We start from the raw sequence: 12,120 nt of genomic DNA on the forward strand, positions 1-12,120 counted from the left end.
ACCAGCGTGTTCGGCATCATCAGACCGTGCAGGCATCGATTGTCCGAGCGCTTGCAGACCTCCTGGATGGCCCACCTGTGCGGGCTCTGCCTCGCGCTGCGGGACGACCACGGACAGCTCGCCCGGACGGCGACCAACTACGACGGTCTGATCATCTCCGTGCTGGTCGAGGCCCAGGCCGCCCGGGAGGACTCCTCCTGGCGCCGCACCGCCGGGCCCTGCCCGTTGCGCGGCATGCGGACCGCCTCCGTCGCCAAGGGCGAGGGCGCCCGGCTCGCCGCCGCCGTCTCGCTGGCGCTCGCCTCGGTCAAGATCCGCGACCACGTCGAGGACCGCGACGGCGTCTTCGCCCGCCGCCCGGTCGCCGCCGGGGCCCGGGCCGTCACCCGGCGCTGGGACCGGCAGAGCGCGGGCAGCGCCTCGACGGTCGGCTTCGACACCGCCGTACTGCTCGACGCGGCCTCCCGGCAGGGCGAGTTGGAGCGCTCACTGCGGCCCGGCGGGTCCGTCCTGCTGGTCACCGAGCCCACCGAGACCGCCACCTCGGCCGCCTTCGCCCACACCGCCGTGATCGCCGGGCGCCCCGGCAACGCCGCCCCGCTCGCCGAGGCCGGACGGCTGTTCGGCCGGCTCGCCCACCTCCTCGACGCCGCCGAGGACCAGGCCGCCGACGCGGCCTCGGGCGCCTGGAACCCGCTGACCGCCACCGGCACCGACCGTGCCGAGGCCGAACGGCTCTGCCGCGACGCCGTCCACGGCATCCGGCTCGCACTGCGCGAGGTCGAACTCGCCGACCGCACCCTGGTGCACGTACTGCTCGCGCACGAGACCGAGCGGGCGGTGGACCGGGTCTTCGGTCCGGCCCGGCACGGAGCGAGCTGCCGGCGGCCGGACGCGGCGGGCAGCACCACCGGCGAGCACCCGCACCAGGCGCCGCCGCAGGAGGCTCCGCCCGGCCAGGCGCCCGTCCCCCCGTGGGTGCCGCAGGGCCCGGGCTTCACGCCGCCCGGCGAGAAGCCGCCGAACCCGCGCAACCTGCTCGCCGGGTGCGCGGTGTGGGCGCTGATGGCCTGCACCTGCCAGCTGCTCTGCTGCGAACACAACGACCCGTTCAGCCGCGAGCGCCGCAAGGGCTTCTGCGAGCGGCACGACTGCGACTGCCCCGACTGCTGCGACGGCTGCGACTGCGGCTGCGACTGCTGTGACGGGTGCGACTGCTGCGACGGGTGCTGCTGCGACTGCGGCTGAACCGTCAGCCCTCCCGGTCGGCGCCGGCCTCCCGGTCCCGACCGCCCGCCACCGGCCCGGGGTGCCCCCGCAGCACCCCGGGCCGGTCCGCGTGCCGGCCCGGCCCGGCCTCGTCCCGCCGCCAGAGCGGCAGCACCGCCACCGGCATGACCGCCGGCGGGCACAGCTCGGCGCACTCAGACATCGCGCCCCGCCGCCTTCCGGTCCACCGCCAGCGAGTCCTCCAGCCGCGCCAGCAACTGCCGGAACCGCTCGGTGTCCTGCTCCGTCATCCGCCCCTCGGGCAACGCCCCCGGCCGCTCGGCCGCTCTCTCGTCCATGGGCCCGAGGCTAGGCGGTGGCGATCAATGGGCGATAAACGCCCGTTCGGGCGAAAACCGCTCGCCCGCCGCGGCCCGGCCCGGAACGATCGCGGCCCATGACATCCGGTCAGCACCACCCGACGCCCCGACTCCCCCGCCCGGTGGCCCTGCTGACGGGGGTGGGCCGGACGGTCGGCCTCGGCGCCGGCATCGCCGGGCGGCTCGCGGCCTCCGGATGGGACCTCGCCTTCACCTACTGGACGGACTACGACCGGCGGATGGCCTGGGGCGCCGAGGAGGACGCGGCGGCGGAGATCGCCCTGGATCTGCGCGAGCGCGGCGCCCGCGCGCTCCCGGTCGAGGCCGACCTGGCGGATCCGCGGGCGCCCGCACGGGTCTTCGCCGAGGCCGAGCAGCGGCTCGGCCCGGTCACCGCCCTGGTGCTGTGCCACTGCGAGTCGGTCGACTCCGGCCTGCTGGACACCACGGTCGAGAGCTTCGACCGGCACTTCGCGGTCAACGCGCGCGCCACCTGGCTGCTGGTCCGGGAGTTCGGCCGCCGTTTCGCCGGCGAGCCGGGCAGTGGCCGGATCGTCGCGCTGACCAGCGACCACACCGTGGGCAACCTCCCGTACGGCGCCAGCACGGGTGCCCTCGACCGGATCGTGCTCGCCGCCGCCCGGGAGTTCGCCCACCTCGGGGTCACCGCCAACGTCGTCAACCCGGGCCCGGTGGACACCGGTTGGATGGACGAGGCGACCAGGACGGAGCTGCGCGGCCGGACCCCGCTCGGCCGGCTCGGCACCCCGCGCGACACCGCGCACCTGGTCGACTTCCTCTGCTCGCCGCAGGGGCAGTGGGTCAACGGGCAGCTGCTGCTGAGCAACGGCGGCCTGGCGTAGGGCCCGTCCGGGCACCCCGGGCACCCCGGGCAGCGACCGGGGGCTACCGGCCCGGCGCCGCCTCCAGCAGCAGCCGGGCGGCCTCGCGGGCGTCGGCGGCGGCCGTCGGATCGCCGTGGACGGCCGCGCTGGTGATCGCCCCCTCGGCCAGCAGGGTCAGGTGGACGGCCGTGGCGGGCGGGGCTCCGGCGGCCTCGGCCAGACCCGCGAGGTAGCCGCCGAACTCCGCCTTGTGGTGCCGGGCGGCGGCCACCACCGCGGGGCTGACCGCACCCAGTTCGCCGAGCGAGTTGACGAAGGCGCAGCCCCGGAAGCCGGGTTCGGCGAACCACCGGCCGAGCCAGTCGAAGACCGCGAGCAGCTGCTCCCGCGGGGAGCCCCCGGTGCGCGAGACGTACACGGCGAGGCTCGCCCGCCAGCGGCCGTCGCGGCGCAGCAGATAGGCCTCGACCAGCTCGCCCTTGGACGGGAAGTGCTGGTAGACGCGGCGCATGGTCATGCCCGAGGCGGCCCGGACGGCGTCCATGCCGACCGCCTGGATGCCCTGCCCGTAGAACAGCTCCTCGGCCGCGTCGAGGATCCGGGTCCGCGGGTCCGTCTGCTCCATCTGCCGTGCCCTTTGCGTGAGAACGATGGTTCTCCTATCGTAGCCACAGCAGCGAGAACGATCGTTCTCACCAGCGGAACGCCCATTCCGAGGAGCATCCATGCCCGAGACCGGCACCGAGCAGCGCCCGCCCCTGCCCCCGTTCACCGAGGAGACCGCCCGCCGGAAGGTCCGGGCCGCCGAGGACGCCTGGAACACCCGCGACCCCCGGCGGGTCGCCCTCGCCTACACACCGGACAGCCGCTGGCGCAACCGCTCCGAGTTCCTCACCGGCCGCGAGCGGATCGCCGACTTCCTCACCCGCAAGTGGCGGCGCGAGCTCGACTACCGCCTGATCAAGGAACTCTGGGCGTACGGCGGCGACCGCATCGCGGTCCGCTTCGCCTACGAGTGGCACGACGACGCCGGCCGCTGGTACCACTCCTACGGCAACGAGAACTGGGAGTTCGACCACGACGGCCTGATGGCCGTGCGGCACGCCTCCATCAACGACGTGCCGATCACCGCCGAGGAGCGCCTGTTCCACTGGCCGCTCGGCCGCCGCCCCGACGACCACCCGGGCCTCTCCGAGCTCGGCCTCTGACCGGCTCCCCGGGAGCCGCGGCACGACCTGACGACCGCCGGCCCGGATCTCCACCGTCAAGACCCAGCCCCCTCGGTGCCCATGACGGCTGGTCACCTTCAGGCGGTGACCGATACACGGCCGTGACGCCGTTACCGGACGCTGATCCTTTCGACTGCGGGACGAGACCCGCTCCACACGTGATCCTGACGTCCCCCGCCTACCGTGCGGCACATGTCGAACACCTGTGGAACACCGACCACCCGCCGCGCACTGCCCCGCGGGCTCGCCGCCGTGGGCGCCCTCCTGCTGAGTGCGACCACGGCGGCGGTGCTGCCGCCGACCGCGGCCGCCGCCGCGGAGCGGGACACCGTCACGACCCACTCCGGGGCCACGACCGCGCAGGAGCGCGGCCGGATCGACGCCTACTGGACGCCCGACCGGATGCGGCTGGCGGGCGCCCTCATCCCCGAGATCACACCCGTCCCCGCGGACGACGACACCCCCGACGACCCTCGGCCGCTGCCCGCCGACACCCCGGACCCCGGAGCCGTCTGGACGCACGGCGGAGCGGTGGAGCGGAGCGTCGGCCGGCTCTTCTTCACCTTCTCCGACGGCTACGACGGCAGTTGCACCGCGACGGTCGTCAACAGCGCGAACCGCAGCACCGTCGTCACGGCGGCGCACTGCCTGCGGGGCGTCGGGGCGGCCGCGACCGACGACACCTGGAACCACAACCTCTACTTCGTACCCGGTTACCGCAACGGGACCAAGCCGCTCGGCGGCTTCAGCATCAGGGCCGCGGCCACCTCCTCCCGCTGGGACGCCGATCCGAGCGGGACCAGGTCGGAGGACGTCGCCGTGGCCGGCTACGACACCGGGGTCCTGGTGGCGAACCGTTCGGCCGACGGGCGGCGGATCGCGGACGTCACCGGGAGCCAGCGGATCGGCTTCGCCCCGCCCGCCGAGGCCGAGTTCGTGCACGCCTTCGGGTACCCGAAGGACCGGCTGAACGATCCCGACGGCAGGTACACCGGCTCACGCATGATCCACTGCGCCGGGCCGGCCGGCCCCGGCCCCAAGGCCCCGCTCCTGTGGGGCGGAGCCTGCGACATGTCGCACGGGGCCAGCGGCGGCCCCCACGTCGCCCGGTTCGACCCCGCCACCGGGACCGGCACCGTCGTCGGCGTCACCACCACCACCGACGACGTCGCCGGCGGCCCGGCCGGCACCCTGTACGCCACCCGCTTCGGCGACAGCGCCCACCGCCTCTACGACTGGGCGCAGGCCCGGACGAGCTGACCCCGGCCACACCGGTGGCCCGGTCGGCACGCCGACCGGGCCACCGACGCCACGAGGTCCGCGTCGGCCAAGGCGGCCACAAGGGCGACCGCTGCCCCGAACGCTTCGCCGACCCGGCGCGCAGCTCGGCCGGATGCCGGGGCCACCGGGACGGGACGTGCTACCCGTCGTGCTCCTGCGCCAGCATCACCTTCCGCAGCAGGTCCGCCAGCGTGCGCCGCTCCTCCTCGGAGAGCACCCCCAGCAGCCGCCGCTCCTCCCGGCCCACCACGTCCAGGGCCTCCCGCCAGGCGGCGCGCCCGGCCTCGGTCAACACGATGTCGACCTTGCGGCGGTCCTCCGTGGAGGGCGTGCGCAGGACGAAGCCACGCCGTTCCAGGGTCTCCAGCCGGCCGGTGACCGAGGCGGGGGCGAGGTTGAGGTCGGTCCGAAGGTCGGAGGGGGCGGCGTGGCCGCCGCGGCCGGCGAGCACGTGCAGAGTGTCGAACTCGTGCTTGTGCAGGCCGTAGTCGGCGACGCCCTGCTCGCGGACCCGACCGAGGTGGCGGGTGAGCCGCGACATCCGGGTGACGGAGGCCTCGATGTCCGGGTCGAGGCCGGGCAGCACCGGTTGCCAGCGGTCGACGTGGCCGTCCGTCCAGTCGCGGGGCTCCGGCCGCTCGCGGGGCGGCGGTTGCGGGGAAGGGTGCTCGGCCATGGGAAGGAGTCTACAAACCGTAAAACGACGGCACCGAAATATTCGTTGCCAAAATTTCGTCACCGAAATACAGTGCGCCGCGTGACTTCCCATCCCCTGCGCCTGCCAGGCTTCCGGCTGCTCTTCATCGGCCGCACGGCCTCCACCCTCGGCGACGCCGTCGTCCCGGCGGCCCTCGCCATCGCCATCACCCGCGCCACCGGCTCCTCCGGCGCGCTCGCCCTCGTCCTGGGCTGCGCGATGGTGCCGAGGCTGCTCCTGCTGCCGGTCGGCGGAGTGGTCGGTGACCGCTTCAACCCGCGGCTGGTCGCCCTCGCCACCGACCTGGTCCGGGCCCTCGCCCAGCTGATGGTCGGCCTGGAACTGCTCGGCGGGCACCCGAGCCTGCCGCACATCGCGGCCGCCTCCGCCGCCGGGGGCGTCGCCTCCGCCTTCGCCATGCCGACCGCCTCTCCGCTGGTCGCGGCCACCGTCCGGGGCGAGCTGCGACTGCGGGCCAACGCCCTGCTCGGCACCGCGACCGGCGCCGCCCGGCTCGGCGGTCCGGCGCTCGCCGGCCTGCTGGTGTACACCGCCGGGCCCGGCTGGGCGTTCGTGGTGGACGGCGCCTCCTTCCTGCTGAGCGCCGCGCTGCTCACCCGCCTCACCGTCGAACACGTCCCCCAGGACCGGCGCTCGCTGCGCCGGGACCTCGCCGAGGGCTGGAGCGAGGTGCGCTCCCGGGACTGGTACTGGACCAGTCTGATCGCCCACGGCGTGTGGAACGGCGCGAGCGCCGTCCTGCTCACCCTCGGCCCGCTGATCGCCGCCACCCGGCTCGGCGGGGACGGCGCCTGGGTGGCGCTGACCCAGGCGGGCGCCGTCGGCCTGCTGGTCGGCTCGCTGATCGCCGGACGGCTGCGGCCGCGCCGCCCGGTGCTGGCCGGCAACCTCGCCCTCGCCCTCTACGGACTGCCCCTGCTCGCCCTCGCCGTCCCGGCCCCGGCGCCGGTCGCGGTCGCGGCACAGGCGGTCGCACTGACGGGGCTGGGCTTCCTCAACCCGGTCTGGGCGACGGTGGTCCAGCAGGACTTCCCGGCCCGGACGCTGGCCCGGGTCACCTCGTACGACTGGCTGCTCTCGCTGGCGGCCGCCCCGCTCGGCTACGTCCTGGCGCCGCTGGCCGCCGAGGCCTGGGGCAGCCGGGTGCCGCTGCTGGTGGCGGCGGGGCTGGTGACACTGGTCTGCGCCGGTACGGCGGCGGTGCCCGGGGTCCGGCGGCACGGCATGCGGCCCGCGGCCGACACCGGGCCCGGCACCGCGGCCAGCCCCGCGCCCGAGCAGGTGACCGGGCGGCCACCGGCTCGGGCCCGGGGCCAGGAGCAGGAGGAGACGCGGGCTCGGGTCGAGGCCTGAGCCCCGCGGCTCAGTTCCAGATGCCCGTGATGTCGGCGGCGGAGGCCGCGTTGCCCGCGTGGCCGGAGGCACCGGCCAGGTCCTCGAGGGTGCGCAGCACGTTGTAGTGGTTGTAGGTGGTGGCGCTGCTGCTGCCGGGCGTCACGTGGGCGCCGTAGATCACGGTCGGGATCCGGTTGCCGGACAGCTTGTTGTCCTCGTCGAAGGTGACGACCAGCAGGCTGTTGTGGGTCTGCGCCCAGGTGGCGTACGCGCCCAGGTTGTTCTTGATCCAGGTGTCGCCGGTGCCGACCGAGCAGTCGTGCATGTCGCTGCAGAGGTTCGGCACCACGAAGGAGACGTTCGGCAGGGTGCTGTAGTCGGTCGGGAACTGGGCGAAGGTCTTCGCCGAGCTGAGCGGGACGTTGCCGAAGCCGAACCACGGGTTGTGCTTCTGGGCGTAGCTGCCGCTGCTGCACACGGTGCTGCCCTGGCTGGGCAGGGACTCGTTGTAGCTGGCCCAGGTCTTGCCCGCGGCGATGACCTCGGAGGCCAGGTTGGCGGCCTGGAAGCCCCCGACCTTCACACAGCTGTCGTCGACGGTGCCCTGGGTGGAGCCGGAGAACAGCGCGTAGTAGTTCGGCTCGCTCGGGTGGGTGATGCCGAAGGACTGGGTGAGGTTGGCGCCGCCCGCCTTCAGGGTGTTGTTGATGTACGGGGCGCTGCTGCTGCCGATGACCTGGGTGTAGGCGTGGTTCTCCATCACCACGACGACGATGTGGTCGGGCGTGGGCAGCGCGGCGGCCTGGGCGGTGCTCGCGGTGGCCGCCCAGAGGCCGGCCGAGGCGGCGAGCAGGGCGACGGCGGAGCCGATCGCGGTCGCGGTGCGGCGGGAGCGGGGGCTCAGGGCCTTCGTGGACGAAGTCATGACAATTCCTCGGGTGGGAGACGGCCCGGCGAGCCGGGCTCGGGACGGGAGGTGCCTGCCGCCGGGTTGCGGCTTCCGGAGTGCGCTCCCCTGGTGGGGCGGCCCCGCGGTGAGGCCGGGCGCAAAGCGCCCGAACAGCATGGGCCGCGCCGATGGACGCGGGTAGCCGACGACAGGTGAAACCTTGGCCCCGGAACGGAGAACGAACGGTGCGGGCGTGGAATTCGCCACCTTCAACGCGAAATGCGGGCGAACCGGTTCACATTGCCATCGACCGCCCGGGCCGGTGATAGTGATCTTCGAACGGCGCGGTCCGACACCGCGTCAGCTCACGAGAGAACCGAGGAACATGGCGAAGACCAGCCTTCTGCGTCCGCTCGCGGTGGCCGCCGCCGGCGCCGTCCTGGTGGCGACCGGTGCCCTGCCCGCCGCGGCCGCCGGCCGGGACATCACCGACCCGACCGCCCCCGACCTCGCCGGTGTGCGCGCCGCCCTCCAGGCCACCACCACGGCCGGCGCCCCGGGCGCCTTCGCGGTGATCCGCGACCACGGCGACGTCGACCGGACCCGCTCGGTCAACGTCGGCCTGGCCGACCTGGACGGGACCCCGATGAACTCCTCGTGGAGGTTCCGGGTCGGCAGCAACAGCAAGATGTTCACCGCCGTTCTCGTGATGCAGCTGGCGGAGGAGGGCCGGATCGACCTCGACCGGCCGCTGCGCGAGTACCTGCCCGAGGGCACCCTCCCGGAGGGCTGGACCATGACCGGCCGCCAGGTGATGGAGCACCGGGCCGGAATCTTCGACCACACCAACGACCTGCTGGAGCAGGCCGGCGAGGAGACCACCAGCGCCTTCGAGGCGCGCATCCGCAGCACGGTGTACGACCCGCGCGAGCTGGTGGCGATGTCGGTCAAGCACGGCCTCCAGTCCACCCCGGGCAGCCGCTACTCGTACTCCAACACCGACTTCGTGCTGATGGGCCTGGCCGTCGAGCACCTCACCGGCCAGCCGTTCCCGGAGGTGCTCAACGAGCGGATCATCCAGCCGCTCGGCCTGCGCAAGACCTCCTTCGTCGTGCCCGACCAGCAGATCCGCGGCGCCCACGTCACCGGCTACCTCACCAACGACGACCGCGCCAAGCCGCTGCTGGACTCCACCGAGCAGACCGGCTCCTGGGTGTGGGCCGCCGGAGCCGTCATCTCCACCGCCGAGGACCTCGACAGCTTCCTCTCCACGCTGATGGCCGGCGGCAGCGGCGGACTCGTCTCGGACGCCTCGCTCCGGCAGATGACCGCCGCCCTGCCCACGCCCACCGCGAAGATCTCCTACGGCCTGGGCCTGCGCCGCATCGCGCTCTCCTGCGGGGACGTGTACGGCCACGGCGGCATCGTGCAGGGCTTCAACAGCCAGTCCTTCACCACCCCGGACGGGCGGCGCAGCGTGGTGGTCTTCGCCAACGCCTCCAACAACGGCTCGGTGACCCAGGGGCTGATGAACACCCTGGAGCCGGCCTTCTGCGGCAAGCAGCCGACCGTCGCCCCGCGGACGGCCTTCGCGCCGGCCTCGGTCCCGGTCGACTCGCTGCCCGTGGTGGAGGACACCCGGATCTGACCGGTCCCCCGGCATGCGCCCCTGCCCGCTCCCGCTGCGACCGGAAGCGGGCGGGGGCGTTGCCGGGCACGGGCGTTGCCGGTACGGCGTTGCCCGCGGCACTCCACGGGAGAGCCGGTCAGTGCCGGGCGCCCACCGCGCGGGGGCCCTCCGTGCTCAGGTCGGTGAGCGCCTCGGTCAGCAGCTCGCGGGCCTCCTCGGCGCGGCCCTGCTCGATCAGCGCGGTGCCCAGCTCGGTCAGCGTCTTGGTCATGCTGTCCGGTCGGCCCACCGCCTCGAAGTGCACCAGGGCCTGCCGATAGGCCTTCTCGGCGGCCGGCCAGCGCTTCAACGCCGCGCGGTCCAGGCCGAGTTCGTGCGCGGTCATGCCCGCCAGCATGTGGATCAGCGGCGAGGACCAGCGCTCCACCAGCTCCAGCGCCCCGGCCAGGGCCCGCCGGCGCGACTCCACCGCCTCCTCGGCCCGGCCGGACTCCCGCAGGCAGTTGGCGGCGCCCCGCAGGGTGACCAGCCGGCCGATCATCGCCGAGCGGTTGGCGACCTCGGCGAAGGCGTCCGCCGCCCGGTGGAAGGTGTCGGTCGCCTCCCGGTGCCGCTGGAGGTAGCGCAGGCCCGAGGCCAGGTAGGTGAGCGCCCAGCCCTGCTGCTCCCGGTCGCCCACCGCGCGAGCCAACTCCAGCCCCTCGGTCGCCAGTTCGATGCCACGCTGGTAGCGGTGCAGGCAGGTGACGTACGTCCAGGCCAGGTAGTTGACGTGCGCCGCCTCGACCCGCCGGTCCCCGATCGCGCGGGCGGCGTCCGCCGACAACTGGAACACCTCGGCCCAGATGCCCCAGCTCAGCAGCCGGTCGGAGAACCAGTGCATCGCCTCGGCGGTGTCCACCACCTCCCGGTACCGGCCCGCCCGTTGCGCCCGGTACAGGGCGGCCAGCCACTCCGGGTGCTCGTACTCCAGCCAGGCCGCCGCCTCGGTGAGGTGCGCGGGCGCGGAGCCGCCGGTGTCGACCCCGTCCGTGGCGTGGTCGGGGTCGAACCGCAGTCCGTACTCGGCCGCCCGGCCGAGGATCCAGCGGCCGGCCCGGATCCGGGCTTCGGCCAACTCCTCGGCCGTCTCGTCGGCGGCCAGCCGCTCGCCCGCGTAGAGCCGCACCAGATCGTGCAGACGGTAGCGGTCCGGGGTGGCCGCCTGCATCAGTCCGGCGTCGACGAGCTGCTCCAGCACCAGCTCGGTACGGGCCGCCGACCGGTCCGCGTAGGCCGCGGCGATCTCCGCGGTGAAGTCCTGCCCGGCGGTCAACGCGCAGCGACGGAGCACGAGTTGGGACTCGGCGGACAGTCGGCGGTAGGACAGCTCGAAGGCCGGGCGGACGGCCAGGTCGCCGGTCTCCAGCAGGTCCAGCCGGTTCTCCTCGGCGGTGAGCTGGCGCACCAGGTGGGCGACCGGCTGCTGCGGGCGGGCGACCAGGCGCTGCCCGGCGATCCGCAGCGCGAGCGGCAGGTAGCCGCAGAGCCTGGCCAGCTCGGCGGTGGCGTCCGGCGCGGCCTCGATCCGCTCGTGCCCGGCGATCCGGGCCAGCAGGCCGGCCGACTCGGCCGGGGACAGCACGTCCAGGCTCAGCCGGTGCACCGACTCCAGGCCGGGCAGCACGTTTCGGCTGGTCACGATCGTCACGGCCGGACCGGAGCCGGGCAGCAGCGGGCGCACCTGGCTCTCGTCCGCGGCGTTGTCCAGCACCAGGACCAGCCGCCGCTCGCGGACCAGCGCCCGGTAGAGGCCGGCCCGCTCCTCCGTCCCGGCGGGCACCGCGGCGTCGGCGACGCCCAGGGCGCGCAGCACCTGGCCGAGCGCGTCCCGGGCCGGCAGCGGCTGCGGGGACATGCCGCCGAGGTCCAGCGAGAGCTGGCCGTCCGGAAAGCGCTCGGCCAGGGCATGGGCGGCGTGCAGGGCGAACGAGGTCTTTCCGAGGCCGGGCTGACCGCTGACCAGCACCACGCGCGGATGGGCCGGCCGCTCGTCCTCGGCCAGCCGGGCGAGCAGGGCGAGGGCCTCCTCGCGGGCGGTGAAGTCGGCGATGTCGCGGGGCAGCGCGAGGGCGCTCTGGCCGCTCTCGGCGGGCGGCTCCTCGAACGGGGAGACGGCGCGCGGCACGTCCCGACGGGCGGTGGCTTCGCGCGCGGTCGCTTCGCGCGCGGTGGACCGGCGGGGCCGGGCGTGGCTCCCGGCGGGCGCCGAGCCCGGCCGCACCCCGCGCGGGCGTCCGGACTGCGCGGCCCGGTCCAGCGCCTCCGCCTGCGCACCGTCCAGCCCGAGCGCCTCGGCCAGCGCCCGCACGGTGCGCCGCTGCGGGCCACGGGTGCGGCCGCGCTCCATGTCCCCGAGGGCGCGCAGACTGACCCCGGCCGCCGCGGAGAGCTCCTCCTGGGTCAGGCCCGCCGCCACCCGGTGCCCGGCCAGCAGACGGCTGAACTCGTTCGCGTCCGTGTCGGTGCCGCCCCCGGCCGCCATGCCCTGCCCCCACTCGCTCGGTCCTGCGCGGTTCCGCACTTCTGCCTGGAGTCGCCTCCGGCGGTTCGTTCCAGGCAGAA

The 12,120-nt window shown here is 74.7% G+C and carries 12 protein-coding genes; 6 read left to right on the forward strand and 6 right to left on the reverse strand.

The window, feature by feature from the left end; translation table 11 throughout:
* The first annotated feature begins 6 nt into the window (after positions 1-6).
* Entirely contained in the window at positions 7-1,248 is a 1,242-nt protein-coding gene (locus ACFWP2_RS14040; RefSeq protein ID WP_380450648.1) for a DUF5685 family protein, read from the forward strand.
* Between the two features lie 4 nt (positions 1,249-1,252).
* Here the strand turns inward: ACFWP2_RS14040 and ACFWP2_RS14045 are convergent, their stop codons facing one another.
* On the reverse strand, positions 1,253-1,432 hold the full coding sequence (locus ACFWP2_RS14045) for a hypothetical protein (RefSeq protein ID WP_380450650.1): 180 nt from the start codon (positions 1,430-1,432) through the stop codon (positions 1,253-1,255).
* Complete coding sequence (locus ACFWP2_RS14050) at positions 1,425-1,568, reverse strand: hypothetical protein (RefSeq protein ID WP_380450651.1); 144 nt, start codon at positions 1,566-1,568, stop codon at positions 1,425-1,427. The genes ACFWP2_RS14045 and ACFWP2_RS14050 overlap by 8 nt, the downstream gene beginning before the upstream one ends.
* A 98-nt stretch (positions 1,569-1,666) precedes the next feature.
* Between ACFWP2_RS14050 and ACFWP2_RS14055 the strand changes: the two genes are divergently transcribed.
* Positions 1,667-2,452, forward strand: a complete 786-nt coding sequence (locus ACFWP2_RS14055) for an SDR family oxidoreductase (protein ID WP_380450653.1) — start codon at positions 1,667-1,669, stop codon at positions 2,450-2,452.
* 43 nt (positions 2,453-2,495) lie between these two features.
* Here the strand turns inward: ACFWP2_RS14055 and ACFWP2_RS14060 are convergent, their stop codons facing one another.
* Positions 2,496-3,059, reverse strand: coding sequence for a TetR/AcrR family transcriptional regulator (locus tag ACFWP2_RS14060; RefSeq protein ID WP_380450654.1), 564 nt, complete (start codon positions 3,057-3,059; stop codon positions 2,496-2,498).
* 100 nt (positions 3,060-3,159) lie between these two features.
* Here ACFWP2_RS14060 and ACFWP2_RS14065 point away from each other — a divergent pair, with 100 nt between their 5' ends.
* Positions 3,160-3,642 carry a DUF1348 family protein gene (locus ACFWP2_RS14065; protein WP_380450655.1) on the forward strand — a complete coding sequence of 161 codons (483 nt, stop codon included), beginning with the start codon at positions 3,160-3,162 and terminating at the stop codon, positions 3,640-3,642.
* Between the two features lie 213 nt (positions 3,643-3,855).
* Positions 3,856-4,923 carry a trypsin-like serine peptidase gene (locus ACFWP2_RS14070; RefSeq protein ID WP_380450657.1) on the forward strand — a complete coding sequence of 356 codons (1,068 nt, stop codon included), beginning with the start codon at positions 3,856-3,858 and terminating at the stop codon, positions 4,921-4,923.
* 160 nt (positions 4,924-5,083) lie between these two features.
* On the opposite strand, the gene ACFWP2_RS14075 is transcribed toward ACFWP2_RS14070, so the two are convergent.
* The gene (locus tag ACFWP2_RS14075) at positions 5,084-5,620 is read right to left on the reverse strand and encodes a MarR family winged helix-turn-helix transcriptional regulator (protein ID WP_380450658.1); all 537 of its coding nucleotides are present in this window, start codon (positions 5,618-5,620) and stop codon (positions 5,084-5,086) included.
* 81 nt (positions 5,621-5,701) lie between these two features.
* Here ACFWP2_RS14075 and ACFWP2_RS14080 point away from each other — a divergent pair, with 81 nt between their 5' ends.
* A complete protein-coding gene (locus ACFWP2_RS14080) occupies positions 5,702-7,015 on the forward strand; it encodes an MFS transporter (RefSeq protein WP_380450659.1) in 1,314 nt (437 codons plus the stop codon).
* 10 nt (positions 7,016-7,025) lie between these two features.
* Here the strand turns inward: ACFWP2_RS14080 and ACFWP2_RS14085 are convergent, their stop codons facing one another.
* A complete protein-coding gene (locus tag ACFWP2_RS14085) occupies positions 7,026-7,922 on the reverse strand; it encodes an alkaline phosphatase family protein (protein ID WP_380450661.1) in 897 nt (298 codons plus the stop codon).
* Between the two features lie 349 nt (positions 7,923-8,271).
* On the opposite strand from ACFWP2_RS14085, the gene ACFWP2_RS14090 reads away from it, so the two are divergent.
* A complete protein-coding gene (locus ACFWP2_RS14090) occupies positions 8,272-9,534 on the forward strand; it encodes a serine hydrolase domain-containing protein (protein ID WP_380450663.1) in 1,263 nt (420 codons plus the stop codon).
* Positions 9,535-9,652: 118 nt separating this feature from the next.
* Here the strand turns inward: ACFWP2_RS14090 and ACFWP2_RS14095 are convergent, their stop codons facing one another.
* Positions 9,653-12,040, reverse strand: coding sequence for an ATP-binding protein (locus tag ACFWP2_RS14095; protein ID WP_380450665.1), 2,388 nt, complete (start codon positions 12,038-12,040; stop codon positions 9,653-9,655).
* Positions 12,041-12,120: the final 80 nt, after the last annotated feature.

Origin of the sequence: Kitasatospora sp. NPDC058444 (genome assembly GCF_042721415.1) — a bacterium.
Lineage (GTDB): Bacteria > Actinomycetota > Actinomycetes > Streptomycetales > Streptomycetaceae > Kitasatospora.